Source organism: Streptomyces sp. NPDC053560, from assembly GCF_044544605.1.
Taxonomy (GTDB): domain Bacteria; phylum Actinomycetota; class Actinomycetes; order Streptomycetales; family Streptomycetaceae; genus Streptomyces.
The window spans coordinates 426,661-447,478 of sequence record NZ_JBITXI010000007.1 but is presented as its reverse complement, the minus strand read 5'-3'; the positions used below and the strand labels follow the sequence as shown (position 1 = coordinate 447,478).

Below are 20,818 nucleotides of genomic sequence, written 5' to 3'. Positions count from 1 at the left end.
TTATGTCGGTGGATTCCGCAGTGCCCCGCGTTTCGCGGGAGGCAGGAACCGACTGGGTGCGCGCGGCCGACCTCAAACCGCTGCTCTCCGCACTCCTCTCGATGTCCTCAGGTGATTTCCGCGCCCGGCTCCCCGTGGCGCACGACGGCGTCCTCGGCGACCTGCACGGGGCCTTCAACGACATCGTCATCCGCACGCAGCACCACGCCGACGAGCTGATGCGGCTCCGTTCGGAGCTGATCCGCCAGGGGCGGCTGGACGAGCGGATGACGGCCAGCCCGGGCCAGGGCAGGTGGACCTCCTCCGTGCTCGCGGCCAACGACATCATCGACGCGCTGGTGTTCCCCGCGGCCCAGGCGACGAAAGTGCTGAACGCCGTGGCGGGCGGTGATCTGACGCAGCGCGTCGAGCTGCACGACGGCCATCGCAAGCTGCGCGGCGACCGCTGCCAGCTGGGCCGCGCGGTCAATTCCATGGTCGATCAGCTCTCGCTGTTCACCGGCGAAGTCACGCGAGTGGCCCGGGAGTCGGGCAACGAAGGGCGGCTGGGCGGCCGCGCCAAGGTCGCGGGGCTGTCCGGAAGCTGGCGGGACGTCACGGAGGCGGTCAACACCATGGCCGCCCGGCTGACCGCGCAGGTCCGCGACATCGCGGCGGTGACCACGGCGGTGGCGCGCGGGGACCTGACGCGTCAGGTGACGGTCGAGGCGACGGGCGAGCTGCTGGAGCTGAAGCTCACGGTCAACACCATGGTCGATCAGCTCTCCGCGTTCGCCGACGAGGTCACGCGGGTGGCCCGCGAGGTCGGTACGGAGGGCCGGCTGGGCGGCCGGGCCCAGGTGCCCGGCGTCTCCGGGGTCTGGAAGGACCTCACCGACAACGTCAACTTCATGGCCTCCAACCTCACCTCCCAGGTACGCAACATCGCCCAGGTCACCACCGCGGTGGCCAACGGCGATCTCAGCCAGAAGATCACGGTCGACGCGCGCGGGGAGATCCTGGAGCTGAAGGAGACCGTCAACACGATGGTCGACCAGCTCTCCGCCTTCGCCGACGAGGTGACCCGGGTCGCCCGCGAGGTCGGTACGGACGGGCGGCTCGGCGGCCGGGCGCAGGTGCGCGGGGTGTCGGGGATGTGGAAGGACCTCACCGACAGCGTCAACTTCATGGCGGACAACCTCACCACTCAGGTGCGCAACATCGCCCTTGTAGCGACGGCGGTGAAGGAGGGCGACCTCGGCAAGAAGATCACGGTGGAGGCCAAGGGCGAGATCCTGGAGCTGAAGACGACGATCAACACGATGGTCGACCAGCTCTCCGCCTTCGCCGACGAGGTCACCCGGGTCGCCCGCGAGGTCGGTACGGAGGGCAACCTCGGCGGTCAGGCGCAGGTCCGCGGCGCGTCCGGGGTCTGGAAGGACCTCACCGACAACGTCAACTTCATGGCCTCCAACCTCACCTCCCAGGTACGCAACATCGCCCAGGTCACCACCGCGGTCGCGGACGGTGATCTGTCGAAGAAGATCTCGGTGGACGCGCGCGGCGAGATCCTGGAGGTGAAGGAGACCGTCAACGGCATGGTCGACCAGCTGCGCGCCTTCGCCGACGAGGTCACCCGGGTGGCCTTCGAGGTCGGTACGGAGGGCAACCTCGGCGGCCGGGCGCAGGTCCGCGGCGCGTCCGGGGTCTGGAAGGACCTCACCGACAACGTCAACTTCATGGCCTCCAACCTCACCACTCAGGTACGCAACATCGCGCTTGTCGCGACCGCCGTCGCGCAGGGCGATCTGTCGCAGAAGATCGACGTGGACGCGCGCGGCGAGATCCTGGAGCTGAAGACCACGCTCAACACCATGGTCGACACGCTGTCCTCGTTCGCCTCCGAGGTGACCCGGGTGGCCCGCGAGGTCGGCAGCGAGGGCCAGCTGGGCGGCCAGGCCCGGGTCGAGGGCGTCTACGGCACATGGAAGTCCCTCACCACCAGCGTCAACGAGCTGGCGCTGAACCTCACCACGCAGGTCCGGGCGATCTCCGAGGTGACCAGCGCGGTGGCCTCCGGGGACATGACGCGCAACGTCACGGTCGAGGCCCGCGGCGAGGTCGACGAGCTGAAGAACAACATCAACATGATGGTCTCCAACCTCCGCGAGACCACCCGCGCCAAGGACTGGCTGGACGCCAACCTCGCCCGGCTGGCCGGCCTGATGCAGGGCCACCGCGATCTGGTGGAGGTCGCCGATCTGATCCTGCGCGAGCTGACGCCGCTGGTGAACGCGCAGTACGGCGCGTTCTTCCTGGCCAGTGCGGAGACCGACGAGCTGCGCCTGGACTTCATCGCGGGGTACGGCTCGGCGCACGACGCCAGCATCGACACCCCCGGCTCGCACGGCCACGGCCTGGTGCGCCAGGCGGCCATCGAGAAGAAGCGCATCCTGGTGGAGGAGGTGCCCGCCGACTACATCAAGGTCGACTCCGGGCTCGGCGAGGCGGCCCCGACCACCGTCGCGATCATCCCCGTGCTCTTCGAGGACCAGACCCTCGGCGTGATCGAGCTGGCGTCCTTCTCCCGCTTCTCCGACGTCCACCTCGCCTTCTTCGACCAGTTCGTGAACACCATCGGCGTCGCCATCAACACCATCGTCGCCAACTCCCGTACGGAGTCGCTCCTCAGCGAGTCCCAGCGGCTGGCCCGGCAGCTCCAGGAGCGCACGGGCGAGCTGCAGCGCCGCCAGGCCGAGCTGCAGCGCTCCAACGCCGCGCTGGAGGAGAAGGCAGCGCTGCTGGCCAGCTCCTCGCGGTACAAGACCGAGTTCCTGGCGAACATGTCGCACGAGCTGCGCAACCCGCTGAACTCCCTGCTGATCCTCGCCCAGATGCTCATCGACAACGAGCACGGCCATCTCAACCGGCACGAGGTGGAGAGCGCGGCGATGATCCACCGCTCCGGCTCCGAACTCCTCCAGCTGATCAACGACATCCTCGACCTCTCCAAGATCGAAGCCGGCCGGATGGATGTCTTTCCTGCCCGGGTTCCCTTGATCAAGCTGCTCAACTACGTCCACGACACGTTCCGCCCGCTCACCCTGGACCGCGGGCTGGCCTTCGAGGTCTCGGTGACCGAAGCCGTGCCCAAGGAGCTGTACAGCGACGAGAAGCGGATCAAGCAGGTGCTGCGGAACCTCCTCTCCAACGCCCTGAAATTCACCCCCAAGGGCAAGATCGACCTGCGCGTGGACCTGGCGGCCGAGGAGACCGTCACCTTCACCGTCACCGACACCGGCATCGGCATCGCGCCCGAGAAGCTGCCGGTCATCTTCGAGGCGTTCCAGCAGGCGGACGGCACGACCAACCGGAAGTACGGCGGTACGGGCCTCGGCCTGTCCATCAGCAGGGAGATCGCGGGCCTGCTGGGCGGCGCCCTGACGGCCGCGAGCGAGCCCGGCGCCGGTTCCGTCTTCGTCTTCCGCATCCCCGTCAGGTGCCGGGGCACCGCGGAGGCCGTCGAGCAGCCGGGCGCCCTCGCTCGGGAGGTCACCGGGGAAGCGACCGCCGACGACGCTCCGGAGCTTCCCCAGCCGTTGCTCCCCCGCCCCGCACCCAGCGGGTCCCCGGAGGAGAGCTCCTGGCCCGCCGTGTCCAATGTGGAGCAGTGGGCCAAGGGCGCCACCGGCGAGCTGCTGTCGGGCGCGCAGGCGCTGGTCGTCGACGACGACATCCGGAACGCCTTCGCGCTGACGAACGTCCTCAGCCGGGTCGGCATGCGGGTGGTCTACGCCGAGCACGGCCGGGAGGCCATCGAGATGCTCGGCAAGAACCCCGGCATCGACTTCGTCCTGATGGACATCATGATGCCGGAAATGGACGGCTATGAGACAATTCGCGCCATCCGGCGCACGCCCCGGTACGCCGACCTCCCGGTCGTCGTCCTGACGGCCAAGGCAATGCCGGGCGACCGCGAGAAATCCCTGGAGACAGGCGCCAACGACTATCTCCCCAAGCCCCTCGACGTGGACCGGCTGCTGAACGTCGCCGTCGATCTGCTCTCCAAGTACCGCTCGCCCGCGCCGTCCTCCGACGGCGGGGCACCCGCGGGCCGCGAAGACGGCGCGGCTCCGCCACAAGCGGCCGACGGGGACGACGAACACCAGAGTCCGTAGGAGCACACCAGCCAGAAGGCCAGTCATGACCCACGTCACCAGCATCCGCAGCGACGACCGGGCGGGGATCCTCCTCGTCGACGACATGGAAGAGAACCTCGCCGCCCTCGAAGCCGTACTGCGCTCACTCGGCGAACCGCTCGTTCGCGCACGGTCCGGCGAGGAAGCGATGAAAGCGCTGCTCAGGCAGGAGTTCGCGGTGGTCCTGCTGGACATCTTGATGCCCGGCATGGACGGCTTCGAGACCGCGGCCAACATCAAGCGGCTCGACCAGGCGAAGCACATCCCGATCATCTTCCTGACCGGAACCGACGCCGACTCCGGCTTCGCCTTCCGCGGCTACTCCACGGGAGCGGCCGACTACCTCACCAAGCCCTTCGACCCGTGGGTACTGCGCGCCAAGGTGAAGGTCTTCCTCGAACTGCACCAGAAGAGCCGCCAGCTGCGCAGGCTGCGGCAGCAGGACCGGGACCGCATCGAGGAACTGGCCGACCGCATCGCCGTGATGGAGGAAGCGCTGGCGGCCGGCGACCAGCTCGAAGCGGGCGAACTGCGCGCGCGGATGGCCGCACTGGAGGAGACGGTACGGGCACTGCGCCACGGACGCCCGTGACACCTGCCGTACCCACCGGACGCGCCGGGGCCCGGCCATCACACGTGGCGGGCCCGGCGCGCGGCGCTGCTCAGGACTCGCGGGCTCCCGCGTACATGTCGTCCAGCAGGTCCTTGAAGGTCCGCTCGACGACCGGGCGCTTGACCTTGAGGCTGGGCGTGACCTCGCCGTGCTCGATGTCCAGGTCGCGCGGCAGGATGCGGAACTTACGGATCTGCTGCCAGCGCTGGAGTCCCTCGTTGACCCGCTCGACGTATCCGTCGATCAGCTCGCGGACCTGCTCGGTGGCGACCACCGCGGCGTAGTCCTTGCCCGAAAGGCCGTGCTCCTTGGCCCAGGTGAGGATGGTCGGCTCGTCCAGGGCGATCAGCGCCGTGCAGAAGTTCCGGTTGGCGCCGTGCACGAGGACGTTGGAGACGAACGGACAGACCGCCTTGAACTGGCCCTCGACCTCGGCGGGCGCGATGTACTTGCCGCCGGAGGTCTTGATCAGGTCCTTCTTGCGGTCGGTGATCCGCAGGTAGCCGTCGGCGGACAGCTCACCGATGTCGCCGGTGTGGAACCAGCCGTCGGACTCCAGCACCTCGGCCGTCTTCTCCGGCAGCCCGTGGTAGCCCTGCATGATGCCGGGGCCGCGCAGCAGGATCTCGCCGTCCTCGGCGATCCGGACCTCCGTACCGGGCAGCGGCTTGCCGACCGTGCCGGTGCGATACGCCTCGCCGGGGTTCACGAAGCTGGCGGCGCTGGACTCGGTCAGGCCGTAGCCCTCCAGGATGTGGATGCCGGCGCCGGCGAAGAAGTAACCGATCTCGGGCGCGAGCGCCGCCGAGCCGGAGACCGCGGCGCGCAGCCGCCCGCCGAACGCCTCGCGCAGCTTGGCGTACACCAGCTTGTCGGCGACCTGGTGCTTGGCGCCGAGCGCGAAGGGCACCGAGGCGGTGCCGGTCCGCCGGAAGTTGTCCTGCGAGACCTTGGCGTACTCGCGGGCGACCTCGGCCGCCCACTGGAAGATCTTGTACTTGGCCCCGCCGCCCTCGCGGGCCTTGGCGGCCACGCCGTTGTAGACCTTCTCGAAGATCCGCGGCACGGCGGCCATGTACGTCGGCCGGACGACCGGCAGATTCTCAATGATCTTGTCGACCCGGCCGTCCACCGCGATGACATGACCCTGGGCGATCTGGCCGGCGGTGAGCACCTTGCCGAAGACGTGCGCCAGCGGCAGCCAGAGGTACTGCACGTCCTCCTCGTTGACCAGGCCGGTCGCCTGGATCGCGCGGGCCATGTACGACCAGCAGTCGTGCGGCAGCCGGACACCCTTGGGGCGGCCCGTCGTACCGGAGGTGTAGATCAGCGTGGCCAGCTGGTCGGCGCGGAGCGCTGCGACCCGCTCCTTCACACAGCTGGGGTTCTTCTCCAGGTACGCGGCGCCGCGCTTCTCCAGCTCGGCGAGCGAGAGCACCCAGCCCTCGGGGTCGCCCTCGGCCGATACGGCGGCCGCCTCGTCGATGACGATGACGTGCGCGAGGTCCGGCAGGTCGGCGCGGCACTCACGGGCCTTGGCCAGCTGCGCGGCGTCCTCGGCGATCATGATGCGGCTGCCGGAGTCGGCGAGGATGTACGCCGTCTCGTCCGCGTTGGTGCTGGGGTACACGGTCGTGGTGGCCGCGCCCGAGCAGAGCACCCCGAGGTCGGCCAGTATCCACTCCACCCGCGTGCTGGAGGCCAGCGCGACCCGCTCCTCGGGGGCCACTCCGAGCTCGATGAGGCCGGCCGCGGTGGCGTACACCCGCTGTGCGGCCTGGGCCCAGGTGAGCGACTTCCAGTCGTCCGGGCCCTGGCCCGAGGCCGGGGGCACCGGATAGCGGTAGGCCTCGCCTTCGGGGGTGGCCGCAACCCGCTCCAGGAAGAGCGTCGCCACGGAAGGTGGCCGGTTCTCGATCAACGACTGGCTGTCCGTCACGTGTTCCTCCGGGGCCCGCTTCATTGCTGGTGACTCGCGAGTAACCTTCGAGCAGGATCAGACTAGAGTGCGTGGCGCCCCCATGTAAGGGCCTGCCTCACACTCGTTCACCTTGTGACCGATCGGTGCGCGCCGACCTGCGCCGCACCCCCGCACGACGGTCCCTCAGAGCCGTCTTCCCCCGCCCGGCGGCGCCCGAACCCGCCCGCGGCCACCCGAGGGTGAACGCGCGGACACTCACCGTAGGTGACCGGCCGCATCCTTTTCGACACTTTTCCCGAATCGGACCGGAGAGATCTTCCGGCGGACCGGCGCGCACCGCGTGACCGGCGGCGGGACCGGAAAGCGAAGGGCGCCCGCCCCGACCGGGAACGGACGCCCTGCACCGCTCAGCGGTGTCCCGCCGATGCGCGGCGGTCACCCTGTGGCGTTACTTCTTGCCCTTGGAGTCACCATCGGAGTCCGAGGAGAGCACCGAGATGAAGGCTTCCTGCGGAACCTCCACACTTCCCACCATCTTCATCCGCTTCTTGCCCTCCTTCTGCTTCTCCAGCAGCTTCCGCTTACGGGAGATGTCACCGCCGTAGCACTTGGCGAGGACGTCCTTGCGGATGGCGCGGATGGTCTCGCGGGCGATGACCCGGCTGCCGATGGCGGCCTGCACCGGCACCTCGAAGGCCTGCCGCGGGATCAGTTCGCGCAGCTTGGAGACCAGCCGGACGCCGTACGCGTACGCCTTGTCCTTGTGGCAGATCGCGGAGAAGGCGTCGACCTGGTCGCCCATCAGCAGGATGTCGACCTTGACCAGGTCGGCGACCTGGTCGCCGGTGGGCTCGTAATCCAGCGACGCGTAACCGCGGGTCTTGGACTTCAGCTGGTCGAAGAAGTCGAAGACGACCTCGGCGAGGGGCAGGGTGTAGCGGATCTCGACCCGGTCCTCGGAGAGGTAGTCCATGCCGAGCAGGTTGCCGCGGCGGTTCTGGCACAGCTCCATGACGGCACCGATGAAGTCGCTCGGGGTCAGGATCGTGGCCCGGACGACCGGCTCCTGCACCTCCGCGATCTTGCCGCTGGGGAACTCGCTGGGGTTGGTCACCTCGTGCTCGGTGCCGTCCTCCATGGTCACGCCGTAGACCACGTTCGGCGCGGTCGCGATGAGCTCCAGCCCGAACTCGCGCTCCAGCCGCTCCCGGATGACCTCCAGGTGCAGCAGGCCGAGGAAGCCCACGCGGAAACCGAAGCCCAGCGCGGCCGAGGTCTCCGGCTCGTACACCAGCGCCGCGTCGTTCAGCTGCAGCTTGTCCAGCGCCTCGCGCAGCTCCGGGTAGTCCGAGCCGTCCAGCGGGTACAGCCCGGAGAACACCATCGGCTTCGGGTCCTTGTAGCCCCCGAGCGCCTCCGTCGCACCCTTGTTGAGCTGGGTGATCGTGTCACCCACCTTGGACTGCCGGACGTCCTTCACACCCGTGATCAGGTAACCGACCTCGCCCACCGACAGCCCGTCCGCCGCCGTCATCTCCGGCGAGTTCGTGCCGATCTCCAGCAGCTCGTGCGCGGCGCCGGTGGACATCATCCGGATGCGCTCGCGCTTGCTGAGCGTGCCGTCGACGACCTTTACGTAGGTGACGACACCGCGGTACGCGTCATACACCGAGTCGAAAATCATCGCGCGGGCCGGCGCGTCCTTCACGCCCACCGGCGCGGGCACGTCCCGCACGACCTTGTCCAGCAGCTCGTCCACGCCCACGCCGGTCTTCGCCGAGACCTTCAGGACGTCCTCGGGCTCGCAGCCGACCAGGTTCGCCAGCTCGGCGGCGAACTTCTCCGGCTGCGCCGCCGGCAGGTCGATCTTGTTGAGCACGGGGATGATCTGCAGATCGTGCTCCATCGCCAGATACAGGTTGGCGAGCGTCTGCGCCTCGATCCCCTGAGCGGCGTCGACGAGCAGAATGCACCCCTCGCAGGCCGCGAGCGACCGCGAGACCTCGTACGTGAAGTCGACGTGGCCGGGGGTGTCGATCATGTTGAGGATGTGGGTCTGCCCGTTCTCCTCATCCGTACGAGCCCAGGGCAGCCGGACCGCCTGGGACTTGATCGTGATGCCCCGCTCACGCTCGATGTCCATGCGGTCGAGGTACTGCGCGCGCATCTGCCTCTGCTCCACGACTCCCGTCAGCTGGAGCATCCGGTCGGCAAGCGTCGACTTGCCGTGGTCGATGTGCGCGATGATGCAAAAGTTACGGATGAGAGCCGGGTCGGTACGGCTCGGCTCCGGCACGTTCGTAGGGGTCGCGGGCACGCAGTGGTCCATTCAGAGAACGCGGGTCAGAAAACGCGGTAGGCGGGACTCGGGTATTTCGTCCTCCCTATCGTCCCATGAGCTGCGGCCCCAAACTGATCGGGAGGCGCGGGACCGCCGGGAGGGAGCGGGGCCGGCGCGGCCGCCGCGGGGCCCAGGGTCCGGTTTGGGCGGCCGTTACCCCTGCTGGTAGCCTGGTCCACCGTGTTTCGTGCCCTCTCATGTACGCGACACGCAGAAAGCCCGGAGCCGGACGAGCTGCCGCTCGGCCGCCCGGAATCCAACGAACCTGAAAAGGCTCTTTCGTGGCGAACATCAAGTCCCAGATGAAGCGGATCAAGACCAACGAGAAGGCTCGTCAGCGCAACAAGGCTGTCAAGTCGACTCTGAAGACCGCGATCCGTCGCACCCGTGAGGCCGTGGAGGCCGGTGACCTGCAGAAGGCCACCGCCGCCCAGGCTGAGGCCGGCAAGAAGCTCGACAAGGCCGTCAGCAAGGGTGTCATCCACAAGAACGCCGCCGCCAACAAGAAGTCGGCGCTCGCGAAGAAGGTCGCCTCCATCAAGGCCTGACCTTCCGGTGCTTCAGTGAGGCCTTCCAGGTCTTGCGGCCGCCGACCCGGGTCCTGACCGTACGGTCCTGACCTCCACGGCAGCCACCCTGCTTCACCGCTTTACCGCTTCACCGCCGGTGAGGGCCCAGCGGCCCCTCTCTCCGCTCCTCCCCGGCACCCCGCGCCGCACACGGCCTGCGTTCGCCACGCGGGTGCGGCGCACGAGAACCATCCCGAGAACCCCGTCCGGCCCTTCCCCAGGGCTGGGCGGGGTTTTTGGCGTTGGGGGCGGGAGGTGCAGGAGGGGCGGGAGGTGCAGGAGGGGCGGGAGGTGCAGGAGGGGCGGGAGGTGCAGGAGGCGGGAGGTCAGGGAGGAGTGGGGCGGGGATCTTGGCGTTGCGGGGGGGGGCGGGCAGCCGGAGTGGGGGGTTGGCGTGGCGGGGGGCGGCCAGCCGGAGGGGGGATTTCGGCGTTGCGGGGAGGGGCGGGGCGGCTGGTGTGGGAGCGGGGTTCTCCGGGTTGCGGGGGGGGGCGGCACGGGGGCAGGGGTTTCCGTGTTGCGGAGGTGGCGCGGGGCCGACGACTTCGGGGGGGGGCGGGGTCGCGCCGGGGGAAAGGTCCAGGCCGTGGGCAGGGCAGCGGTGGCCGATTCCTGTCGGCTACCCTGCCGCTCATGTCCAACTCGGGGGAACAGCCCAATCCGTACGCCCAGCAGCCGCCACAGCCTCCCCAGGAGCCGGCGCCTCAGGGACCACCGCCTCCGCCCTCCCACATTCCGCAGCAGCCCCAGGGCCCGCAGTCGCCTCAAGGCCCGCAGTCGCCGCAGTCGACGAACCCCTACGGTCAGCCGCCGCAGCCGAACCCGTACGGCCAGCCGCCGGCCGGCTACGGCTACCCGGCCCCGCACGGCGCCCCGATCATGCCCGGCGGCGTCCCCGCCGGCACGCCCGGGGGCTACGGCAGCGCCCCGGCGGGCGCCCCCACCACCGGCGGCAAGGGAGTACCCGCCTGGCTCTGGGCCATCGGCGGAGCCGTGGTCGCCTCGGCCGTCTGGGCCGGCGTGGTCTTCTCGACCGGCGGCTTCGGCGGAGAGCCCAGCCCCGACCTGCGCGGCTACGCCTACAAGGCGGACCTCTGCGGCTCGACCTCCTGGGCGCCGTTCGAGGACGCGCGCTACAAGATGGAGGACAGCAGCACCTCCACCAGCGCGGGCGAGAACCCCGCGGCCAGCGGCCACCAGGCCCCGGCCCTGGACTCGATGTGGTGCAACGCCGACCTGGTCCCGGAGGACGCGGGCAGCGACGACTACTCCACCAACTTCGTCTACACGAAGGCGTTCCTGCACAAGAAGACCGACCCGGGCCCCGAGTTCGCGGCACAGTACCGGTCGTACGAGCAGCAGGAGTCGTCCACCGACTACAAGGTCACGCCCGTCCAGGGCATCGGCGACGAGGCGTACCTGGTGAGCCGCGCGGAGTCCACCGACAGCAAGAGCACGTACGTCGTGCTCGGCATCCGGGACGGCTGGCTGACGTACGAGACGGCCTGGTCCAGCTACTCCAGCAGCGACAGCGCCGACAGCCCCAGCTCCGACGAGGTCGCCGACATGCTCCGCACCAGCGCCACGGAAACCCTCCAGAAGCTGAAGAGCTGAGGTCCCGCGGCCGGACCGGGCGCGCGGGCGGGGTGCGGCGCACCGGCGCGCGGGCGGGGTGCGGCGCACCGGCGCTCGCCCGGGCGCCCCGTTCGCCGACCAGCGGAGACGGCTGCCCGGCGTGGCCGCCGCCCGAGGGGCAGGGCAGCCCGGTACGGACTGGGTGGCTGCCGGGAACCCCGCCCCCGTCGCTGTCGGCATCCAGGCCCGTCAGGGCCCAGGGTCAGCGGCGGGAGCGGGCCGCTCGGGCAATCGTGACGACCGCCTTCTCCAGCGCGTACTCCGGATCGTCGCCGCCGCCCTTGACTCCCGCGTCGGCCTCGGCGACCGCGCGCAGCGCCACCGCCACGCCGTCCGCCGACCAGCCGCGCATCTGCTGCCGCACTCGGTCGATCTTCCACGGCGGCATGCCCAGCTCCCGCGCGAGATCCCCGGGCCGGGCCCCGCGCGGCGCGGAGGCCAGCTTGCCGATGGCCCGGACGCCCTGCGCCAGCGCGCTGGTGATCATGACGGGCGCGACCCCGGTCGAGACCGCCCAGCGCAACGCCTCCAGCGCCTCGGCCGCGCGCCCCTCGACCGCCCGGTCGGCCACCGTGAAGCTGGAGGCCTCGGCCCGGCCGGTGTAGTACCGCGCGACCACCGCGTCGTCGATCGTGCCCTCGACATCCGCCGCGAGCTGCGCACAGGCCGAGGCCAGTTCCCGCAGGTCACTGCCGATGGCATCCACCAGCGCCTGGCACGCCTCCGGCGTCGCCGACCGCCCCGCCGTACGGAACTCCCCCCGCACGAACGACAGCCGGTCGGCGGGCTTGGTCATCTTCGGACAGGCGACCTCACGCGCCCCGATCTTGCGCGCGGCGTCCAGCAGCCCCTTGCCCTTCGCGCCGCCCGCGTGCAGCAGCACCAGCGTGATCTCCTCGGCCGGCGAACCGAGGTACGCCTTGACGTCCTTGATCGTGTCCGCGGAGAGGTCCTGGGCCTGGCGCACGACCACGACCTTGCGCTCGGCGAAGAGCGACGGGCTGGTCAGCTCGGCCAGCGTGCCCGGCTGCAGCTGGTCGGGGGTGAGGTCGCGCACGTCGGTGTCCGCGTCGGCGGCCCGAGCGGCCGCCACCACCTGCTGCACCGCACGGTCGAGCAGCAGGTCTTCCTGCCCCACGGCGATCGTGACGGGCGCGAGGGGGTCGTCGTTTGCTGTCTTCCTGGCCATCGCCGAACAGCATCCCACGCGCCACCGACACTCCGGCCCGCGACCGCCCCATCACCTCGGCGGTCAGCCTCACCCACCACCTCGACAGTCACGCTCACCCACCACCCCGCCGGGGGCGTTCACCGCTGTCGGACAATGGCGGGGTGAGCGATGTTCGACATGTACTGGTGCTGCCCGACCGGGACGCGGCCGAGGAAGTGGCCGAGGTGCTGACCGAGGAGTACGGCGTGGCCCAGGAGCCGCAGCTCGTACGGGATGCCCTGGCCGGCGAGGACGACGCCGAGGACGCGCAGTGGCTGGTCGTCCTGGAGGACCCCGGCTCCACCTGCGACCCGGCCACCCTGGACACCCTGGCCGCCGAATACGAAGGCTGGCTGGAACCGGAACGCTCCTAGCCGAGCCGTCGCGTCACGGCTGTGGCCGGACCGGGACCGGGGCCGGGACCGACGCCGGACCGGGACCGGGGCCGGGACTGAGGCCGGACTGGGACGGGGGCCGGGACCGAGGCCGGGGCCGGTCTGGCACTGGGACTGAGGCCGGGGCCGGGCCTACCGCGGTATCGGCGGGACCGGTGCGACCGGCGCCCGGTCGAGGGTGATGCCGAAGTGGGTGCGGTAGGCGGCGAGCAGCTCGTCCTCGGGGAGCTCGCGCTCCGTCCGGCTGCCGTCGGGCGCCGTGCTCACGAACGTACGGCCCGAGAGCGTGATCCGCCCGCCGTCGTCGGTGAGCCGCGAGCAGACCAGCGACTGCGTGAAGTGCGACTTCGGCGAGGTGGTCTGCCACCAGCAGCCCGCCTCGAAGTCGCCGAGCGCCCGCGGCCGCAGTTCGAGCCGGTACTGCGGCGCCCCGTCCCTCAGTACGTCAAGATCGCCCGCACCCGGCGCCGCGCACTCGCCCGACGCCACGAACCCGTCCGCCGCCGCAAGCTCGTCCCCCGCCGCGAACGGGTCCACCGCCACGAATCGGAAGACTCCGCCCGGCTCGGCCTGCTCCTCGGCCGTGTCCAGCCGCAGCGGGTAGTGGCTGTGCCGCCCGAACCCGACGTCGGCCAGCATCGGCCCGTCAGCCGTACGGACGCGCACGGCCGCGTGATCGTACGGGATGCCCAGCCGCCCGTCCGGGCCGTACACCCGCCCTGACAGCAGCTCGGCGTCGTACCCCAGCGCGGTCAGCAGCATCGCGAACGCGCCGTTGAGTTCGTAGCAGAAGCCACCCCGGCGGTCCCGAACGATCTTGTCCAGCAACGCTCGCTCGGTGAGCACGACCTCCTCACCGAGATGCACGGAGAGATTCTCGAACGGCACCGTGCGCAGATGCTGGACGTGCAGCCGCCGCAACGCCTCGACATCGGGCACAGCGGGCCGCTCGCCCCCGATCCGCCGCAGATACGCGTCGACGTCCTCAGCACGGAGAGTGCCCCCAGCACGGAGAGTGCCCCCAGCACGGGCGGGGGCGGCCGGAACGGCTCCCGCGTCCGTCTTCGCGTCCATCCTCGCGTCCGTCGCCCCGTTCCTCCCCGCGTTCGCCTCCGTACCCATCAGCTGTCCGTCCTCTCCAGGGCGAACCAGCGGCGGGCCCGGTCGGCCGCCGCGTCCGGGGCCGCGGCGAGGATGTCGGCGAGGGTCTGCGCCGCCAGCTCCCGGCGCCAGGCCAGCTCGGCCCGGCGCATGGCCGTGGCGATGCCGCACGGCTGCCGGAAGTCGCGCCCCGACAGCTCGGCACCCGCCCCCTGCTGCCGGATCTCCGCGCACCGGAACGCCTCGTCCGGCCCCTCGACCGCCGCCACCACATCCATGAGCGTGATCGCCTCCGGCGGCCGGGCGAGCCGGAAGCCGCCCCGCGCGCCCGGCGTCGAGCTGAGGATCCCGGCCCGTACGAGCGACTGGAGGCGCTTGTTCAAGTACGCGGCCGGCAGATCGAAGAAGGCGGCCAGCCTCGCCGTGGACACGGGCCGGTCGTCACCGAGCCAGGCCAGCGTCACGCAGCAGTGCAGCCCCCACTCGACGCCCTCACTCATCCTCATATTCTGGAGTTTACATATCCGGGTTCTCCTCCGGATCCCGCTCCGGGCGCCCCCGGCCCCGCCGGACGGCGGCTGAACCTCTGGTGAAGCCTTGCCGAAGCGTGCGCTCTCGCGACACCGCCTCCCTACAGGAGCCCCGCCCAGGACCCCCGCCGGGGTCCGGGGCGGGTGCTGCACCATTCGGAGTCGGGCGTGGTGTCGTCGTACGACTGCACCGACAAGGACCGGGACGAGCGGGCCCGCGTGACGCGCTGCGAGGTGAACAGCACGACGGGGCTGCTCGACACGGTGGACCGGGTGGCGGGCGCGATCGGTTACGCCGAGACCTACGCGGCGGCCAAGCGGCCGCACCTCATCGCCATCCGGCTGGACGGGCACGAGCCCGACATCGAGTGGGGACAGCAGCATGAATACCCCTTCTGGACCGTGGAGTTCCTCTACACCTACGGGCATCCGGCGGACGGCTCGCTCGCAGCGAAGTTCCTGACCTACCTGAACTCCGACACGGGCAAGAACGTCATGCGGATGTACAAACACGTGCCCTGCGCCGACGGCCGGAGCCTGTCGGCCTCCGTATGCCGTCCCTGACGCCCGTCGGGCCGCGCATCGATCGCGGCGGCACCGGACGTCGGCGTACCGGATACCGGCGTCTGCCGTTGCTGGTCACGCCGGCGAGGCCGGTGGTGGCGCTGCCCGTCACGGCGATCGCGCCGTCGGTGTCCGTACGCAGCACCCTGGCGCCCTGTGAGCGGAGCGCGGCGAGCGTACTGGGGGCGGGATGCCCGTACGTGTTCCCGGCGCCCGCGCTGATCACGGCGAGCCGCGGCGCCAACGCCCCCATGAGCGCGGGGTCCTGGTAGGCGGAACCGTGGTGGGCGACCTTGAGCACGTCGACCGCCCGGAGGCCGGGGTGCGCCGCCAGCAGCGCCTGCTGTGCCGGTGGTTCGAGGTCACCGAGCAGGAGAACGGTCAGCCCGGCAGTACGCACGAGGAGCGTGACGCTGGCGTTGTTGGGCCCCTCGGGCATGAAGCCGGTGGGCGGCGGGGTGGGTGGGCCGTCGGCCTGCTCAGCCGGCGTCGAGGTCGGGTCAGGGACCGGGGACGCCGCATCTGGAGCCGGGAACGCGCCCGGGGTCCAGGTCGGGGGCGGAGGCGGAGGCCAGAGGACTTCCCAGGTCACGGGGCCCGTCCGGCGCCGCTCCCCCGGCACGGCCGGGAGCATCGGTACGCCATGGGCGGCTGCCGCCTTCCGTACGAACGCCGCCTGGTCCGGCAGGTCCTCCCGGGTGGTGGTCTCCAGCGCGCCCACGCTGCGTCCGCGGAGCGCCCCGGTGAGGCCGTCGACATGGTCGGCGTGGAAGTGGGTGAGGACGAGCAGCGGGATCCGGCGTACGTCCAGCTTCTGGAGGCAGCGGTCCATGGCGCGGGGGTCGGGGCCGGTGTCCACGACCAGCGCGCTGCCGGGCCCGGTGGCGAGCACCAGTCCGTCCCCCTGGCCGACGTCGCACACGGCCAGCAGCCAGCCGGGCGGCGGCCAGCCCGTGACGATCCGGCTCAGCGGTGCGGGCCGGACGACGAGGACGACCAGCAGCAGGGCGCAGGCGACGCACAGCCCGCGGCGCCGCAGCAGGGTCCGGGCAACCGGTACCAGGACGACGGTGGCAGCGGCCAGCAGGAAGCCCCCGGCCCAGCCGCCCGGCCAGCCGAATTCGGCGCCGGGCAGCGCGGCTCCCGTACGGGCGATGACCGCGATCCACTCGGCAGGCCACCCCGCGCACCAGGCGAGCGCGGTGGCGAGCGGCGGCAGGACGGGCGCGACGGCCAGTGCCGCGAACCCGAGCACGGTCGCGGGCGCCACAGCCACCTCGGCGAGCAGGTTGCAGGGCACGGCAACCAGCCCGACGCGGGCGGCGAGCACGGCGATGACCGGCGCGCACACGGCCTGCGCAGCGGCGGCCGCGGCGATCACCTCGGCGAGGCGGGGCGGAAAGCGCCGCCGTTGGAGGGCGGCGCTCCAGCGGGGCGCGAGGGTGAGCAGGGCGCCGGTGGCCAGTACGGAGAGCAGGAAGCCGTAACTCCGGGCCAGCCAGGGGTCGTAGAGGACGAGCAGCAGGACGGCGGCGGCGAGCGCGGGGAGCAGCGTCCGGCGGCGTCCTGAGCCGATGGCGAGGAGGGTGATCAGGCCGCACGCGGCGGCGCGCAGCACGCTGGGGTCCGGCCGGCACACGACGACGAAGGCGAGCGCCACCGCGCCGCCGATCACCGCCGTGGTGCGCAGCGAGAGGCCCAGCCGGGGCGCGATACCGCGGCGTTCGGCGCGTACGGCGAGGTGCGGCGGGCCGATGAGCAGGGCCAGCACGATGGTGAGGTTGCTGCCGGAGACGGCGAGCAGATGCGTCAGGTCGGTGGCCCGGAAGGCGTCGTCCAACTCCGGTGTCACACGGGAGGTGTCTCCCACGACGAGCCCCGGGAGCAGCGCGCGGGCATCGGGACGCAGGTCCTCGGAGGCGTGGCGCAGTCCTGCCCGAAGGGAGCCGGCGAACCGTTGCAGGGGTGTGGGGCCGCCGATGCGCCGCGGCGGTGGTGCGTCGGCGGCCACCCGCAGCACGGCGGCCGTACGGTCGCCGGGCGGCAGCGGCGGCGCGAACCGGGCCTCGACCCGGATACGCGTGGAAGGCAACAGCGCTCGCCAGGCGCCGGAGCCGGCCGCCGTACCCCGGCCGCCCTCCCGCCCCTGCCCTTCCTGCCGGCCCTCCTCGCCCTGCCGGCCTTGCCGCTGCGGGACGACGACGAGGACAGGGGTGCGGGCGATGGTCACCGCGCCGTCCGGTGCGGTGACGCGCCGCACCTCGGCGTCGAACACGACAGCGGGCGGCATCCGTTGAGCCCCGCGTACTCGCTGCCGGGCGAGGTGCGGGTCCTCGGCCACCTCCAGCTCGACGGTGGCTTGCGCGTACTCATGGGCGAGCCGGGGCACCGGGCCGCGACGCAGATCGGCCCCCTGGAGTGCCGCCGAGGCCGCGCCGGCCACCGCGCAGAGCAGTACAGCGGCCACCGCGACCAGCGTCCCCGCACGACGGCGTACGGCCCGCGAGAGCACGAGACCGGCCAGGACCAGGGCGCCGGCGCCCGTCAGGACAAGCAGGTGGACAGGCGCGTCCAGGGCCAGCGCCGCGGCCCCCCAGGCGGCGAGCGCGGGCGCGACCAGCCGCAGGTCCGCGGGCCCTTCGCCCGGCGACACCACCGACCGCTGGGCCTCCGGCCCGGCCTCCCCGGTCGGCTCGACCGGCCCGACCGGCGCAGCCGACACGGCCGTTGAGAAGTCGGCCCGCCCCGGTGAGGAGTCCGCCTGCCCCGGTGAGGTCGGACCGTACGCGGAGGCCGGGGCGCGAGGGATGGTCATGGCTGCACCAGGGGGCGCAGGTCGGCGAAGCGGCGGTCGCCGATGCCATTGACCTCCTGCAGTTGGTCGATGGAGGTGAAGCCGCCGTGCTGGGTGCGGAAGTCGATGATGTGCTGGGCGAGTACGGGGCCGACGCCTGGGAGGGTGTCGAGTTGCTCAGCGGTCGCGGAGTTCAGGCTGACCGGTCCGGCCGGGGCCGTGCCCGCTCCGGCAGAGCCGCCCGGCACACTTGAACCGCCCGCCGCGCCCGAAGCCGCCGGAGCACCTGCAGAACCGGCGGCACCGGCAGCGGGCTGCCCGCCCGGTCCCGGCGGGGCGGCGACCCGCGCCCCGACGATGATCTGTTCGCCGTCCACCAGGAGGCGGGCGCGGTTCAGCGCGCGAGTGCTCGTCCCGGGGAGCACACCGCCCGCGGCACGCAGCGCGTCGGCGACCCGGGCGCCCTGCGGAAGGCGGTGGATGCCGGGTCGGCGCACCTTGCCGGCGATGTCCACGACGATGCGGCGGGCCGGGGCGGCGGTCGGTACGCCGGCCGCGCTCACGGCGCTGCTCGGGGCGGGTACGGAGGCGTGCTGGGCGGCCGGCGCCCGTACGGCCTGGGGTCGGGCGGTCCAGAAGTGATGGACGGCGAAGGCCACGGCGATCAGGAGCACGACGGCGAGCGCGCCGAGCGCCTTCGGGTCCGTGCCGCAGCGCAGTTGCACCCATAACGGCAGGCGCTCCTGCAGCGCGATCCGCCAGCTGGATGGCGCCGATGTCCCGCACACCGCCGAAGCCGGCGGGACGAAACCGGGTGAAGAGGCAAAGGGCGCGGATGACGAGGACAAGAGACCGGATGGCGGTGGTGGGTCCGGCGGGCGGGCCGGTGGACGGTCCCCCGCACTGTTCGAGGGACGGTCCGATCGACGCTGCGGACGCTCGGAGTCGGGAGCGGGAACATGGGCCGAGGAAGAAGATCGCGAAGTCATGCCGACGACGCTAGAGACATTCCGCCGATCGCGTCGATCACCGTCGAATTCCGTGGATAACCCGGGAGTTGTGGATAACTCGGCCCCCCGATCGAGGGAATCGCGCCGACCGCGAGGACCGACCACCAGAGCCGACCACGGGACCCGCCACCGGGACCAGCCACCAGCGCCGTCTACCGCGGCGAGAGCACGACCCCGAGCAGCCCCGGTCCCGTGTGCGCGCCGATCACCGCGCCGACCTCGCTGACGTGCAGGTCGGCCAGGCCCGGTACGCGGGCGCGGAGGCGGTCGGCCAGGGCGTCGGCGCGCTCGGTCGCCGCGAGGTGGTGCACCGCGACATCGACCGGATCCGTACCCGCCCTTTCCGCCGCGATCTCCTCCAGACGTGCGATGGCCTTGGAGGCGGTGCGGACCTTCTCCAGCAGCTCGATGCGCCCGTCGGTCAGCTGGAGCAGGGGCTTGACCGCGAGCGCGGAGCCCAGCAGGGCCTGGGCGGCACCGATACGGCCGCCGCGGCGCAGGTACTCCAGGGTGTCGACGTAGAAGTACGCGGAGGTGCCTTCGGCGCGCTTCTCGGCCGCGGCGACCGCCTCGTCGATGTCTCCGCCGGCCTGTGCGACCTCGGCGGCGGCCAGAGCGCAGAAGCCCAGTGCCATGGCGACCATGCCGGTGTCCACGACGCGTACCGGGACCGGCGCCTCCTTGGCGGCCAGTACCGCCGCGTCGTACGTGCCGGAGAACTCCGAGGAGAGGTGGAGGGAGACGATGCCGCTCGCGCCGGCGGCCGCGACCTCGCGGTACGTTTCGGCGAACGATTCGGGCGCCGGGCGGGAGGTGGTGACGTATTTTCGCTTCTGCAGCGCGTGCGCGACCGACTTGGCCGAGATCTCCGTTCCCTCTTCCAGAGCCTCGTCGCCGAGGACGACGGTCAGCGGCACTGCCGTGATGCCGTGGCGCTCCAGCGCCGCCCGCGGCAGGTAGGCCGTTGAATCGGTGACGATCGCGACATGGCGGGACATGACTGGGAGGTTATCCGGGGATCCCGGAGCCCGACAGTGCGGGCCCTCTTTCAAGATCCTCTCCCATTCCCGAGCGATGCGCCACAGCCAATCTTGACGGTGCGACCGTCAGCCCGTGCTCTACGGTGCCGCGTCAGCCCGTGCTCTCCGGACGGGCCGTCTTCTGCCAGGGGTACGGGGCCTGTACGCGCGGATCGGGGGCATTGAGGGCCCGCGGGCTCTCCTCGGCCCGGCCCTCGGACGTGGCGGGCTGCTCGGGCGGCGGCCACGCGGCGAGCGGATCCTGCGCGGCGCCCGCGCCCCGGTCGTGCGTGGTCTCGCCGGCACCGGGCGCGGGCGTCCAGTGCCGCAGTGCGCCGGCCTCCATGTCGATCTGCCCCGTCAGCGCGCTCAGGTCGTCGTCGGCGAACCGGCGGGCCCGGTCCTGGGCCGCCCAGCGCAGCGAATCCGCGGCGTGCGTGCAGCGCTCCACGCGGTCGCGCAGTTCGGGGAGGCATTCGGCGATGCGCGCCCGGTCCGGCTCGCGCTCCAGTCGCTTCAGTTCGTCGTCCAGCTCATGGCCGTGCGCACTGAGCCGCCCGAAGAGATTCAGCGCTTCCTGCAGCGACTGGTCCTCGGCGGACGCCGTACGCAGCGCCTCCTGGGTGGCGCGCATCGACGTGCGCAGGGAGTGCCGCAGCTCCGCCAGCTGCCCGGCGGGGCCGGTCTGGGTGTACCGGCGGGCGCGCAGCGTGGTGTCCTCGACGGTGCGGCGGGCCTGCGCGACCGTACGGTCCACCCCGCGCTTGGCCGCCGAGACGGCCTTGACCGTCACGAAGACCCCTGCCGCGACGAACAGCACGAAGAGCAGGGCGAGGATCACGAGCACGGTGGTCATGGGCTTCCCTCACGTGGGCTCGGCCGCCGGGCGGACGGCTTCCTTCTCCCACCGTAAACGGGCCCGGCAGGTCAAGGGTTCC

The 20,818-nt window shown here is 71.6% G+C and carries 15 protein-coding genes; 6 read left to right on the top strand and 9 right to left on the bottom strand.

The genetic code is table 11. The annotated features are described in order from the left end of the window. The first annotated feature begins 2 nt into the window (after nt 1–2). Both ACIGQF_RS19710 and ACIGQF_RS19705 read left to right on the top strand, forming a co-directional pair. Entirely contained in the window at nt 3–4,157 is a 4,155-nt protein-coding gene (locus ACIGQF_RS19710) for a HAMP domain-containing protein (RefSeq protein ID WP_399711627.1), read from the top strand. Nucleotides 4,158–4,182: 25 nt separating this feature from the next. Continuing rightward, nucleotides 4,183–4,770, top strand: a complete 588-nt coding sequence (locus ACIGQF_RS19705; protein WP_399711625.1) for a two-component system response regulator — start codon at nt 4,183–4,185, stop codon at nt 4,768–4,770. Nucleotides 4,771–4,840: 70 nt separating this feature from the next. Here the strand turns inward: ACIGQF_RS19705 and ACIGQF_RS19700 are convergent, their stop codons facing one another. Together ACIGQF_RS19700 and lepA are read right to left on the bottom strand one after the other, a co-directional pair. After that, a complete protein-coding gene (locus ACIGQF_RS19700) occupies nt 4,841–6,754 on the bottom strand; it encodes an AMP-dependent synthetase/ligase (protein ID WP_399711623.1) in 1,914 nt (637 codons plus the stop codon). 406 nt (nt 6,755–7,160) lie between these two features. Further along, entirely contained in the window at nt 7,161–9,029 is a 1,869-nt protein-coding gene (lepA, locus tag ACIGQF_RS19695; RefSeq protein WP_399711621.1) for a translation elongation factor 4, read from the bottom strand. Between the two features lie 305 nt (nt 9,030–9,334). On the opposite strand from lepA, the gene rpsT reads away from it, so the two are divergent. Then, nucleotides 9,335–9,601, top strand: coding sequence for a 30S ribosomal protein S20 (gene rpsT / locus ACIGQF_RS19690; protein ID WP_361557529.1), 267 nt, complete (start codon nt 9,335–9,337; stop codon nt 9,599–9,601). A 654-nt stretch (nt 9,602–10,255) separates the two neighbouring features. Then, a complete protein-coding gene (locus tag ACIGQF_RS19685; RefSeq protein WP_399711619.1) occupies nt 10,256–11,236 on the top strand; it encodes a hypothetical protein in 981 nt (326 codons plus the stop codon). Between the two features lie 223 nt (nt 11,237–11,459). On the opposite strand, the gene holA is transcribed toward ACIGQF_RS19685, so the two are convergent. Further along, complete coding sequence (gene holA, locus ACIGQF_RS19680; protein WP_399711617.1) at nt 11,460–12,446, bottom strand: DNA polymerase III subunit delta; 987 nt, start codon at nt 12,444–12,446, stop codon at nt 11,460–11,462. 143 nt (nt 12,447–12,589) lie between these two features. Between holA and ACIGQF_RS19675 the strand changes: the two genes are divergently transcribed. After that, nucleotides 12,590–12,841, top strand: coding sequence for a hypothetical protein (locus ACIGQF_RS19675; RefSeq protein WP_362207583.1), 252 nt, complete (start codon nt 12,590–12,592; stop codon nt 12,839–12,841). A 153-nt stretch (nt 12,842–12,994) separates the two neighbouring features. Here ACIGQF_RS19675 and ACIGQF_RS19670 read toward each other — a convergent pair whose 3' ends face one another. Together ACIGQF_RS19670 and ACIGQF_RS19665 are read right to left on the bottom strand one after the other, a co-directional pair. Continuing rightward, nucleotides 12,995–13,936: an arylamine N-acetyltransferase gene (locus ACIGQF_RS19670; protein ID WP_399711614.1), complete on the bottom strand. Its 942-nt coding sequence runs from the start codon at nt 13,934–13,936 to the stop codon at nt 12,995–12,997. Nucleotides 13,937–13,983: 47 nt separating this feature from the next. Further along, a complete protein-coding gene (locus tag ACIGQF_RS19665; protein WP_399711612.1) occupies nt 13,984–14,469 on the bottom strand; it encodes an RrF2 family transcriptional regulator in 486 nt (161 codons plus the stop codon). A gap of 168 nt (nt 14,470–14,637) precedes the next feature. Between ACIGQF_RS19665 and ACIGQF_RS19660 the strand changes: the two genes are divergently transcribed. Continuing rightward, entirely contained in the window at nt 14,638–15,057 is a 420-nt protein-coding gene (locus ACIGQF_RS19660; RefSeq protein WP_399711610.1) for a hypothetical protein, read from the top strand. Here the strand turns inward: ACIGQF_RS19660 and ACIGQF_RS19655 are convergent. From ACIGQF_RS19655 to ACIGQF_RS19640, 4 genes are all read right to left on the bottom strand, one after another. Beyond that, nucleotides 14,987–17,872, bottom strand: coding sequence for a ComEC/Rec2 family competence protein (locus ACIGQF_RS19655; RefSeq protein WP_399711608.1), 2,886 nt, complete (start codon nt 17,870–17,872; stop codon nt 14,987–14,989). The two genes, ACIGQF_RS19660 and ACIGQF_RS19655, sit on opposite strands and share 71 nt — an antisense overlap. Further along, nucleotides 17,869–18,639: a helix-hairpin-helix domain-containing protein gene (locus ACIGQF_RS19650; protein ID WP_399711606.1), complete on the bottom strand. Its 771-nt coding sequence runs from the start codon at nt 18,637–18,639 to the stop codon at nt 17,869–17,871. Before ACIGQF_RS19650 ends, ACIGQF_RS19655 begins: the two co-directional genes overlap by 4 nt. Nucleotides 18,640–19,013: 374 nt before the next feature. After that, a complete protein-coding gene (locus ACIGQF_RS19645; protein ID WP_399711604.1) occupies nt 19,014–19,859 on the bottom strand; it encodes a DegV family protein in 846 nt (281 codons plus the stop codon). A gap of 133 nt (nt 19,860–19,992) precedes the next feature. Then, a complete protein-coding gene (locus ACIGQF_RS19640; RefSeq protein WP_399711602.1) occupies nt 19,993–20,736 on the bottom strand; it encodes a hypothetical protein in 744 nt (247 codons plus the stop codon). Nucleotides 20,737–20,818: the final 82 nt, after the last annotated feature.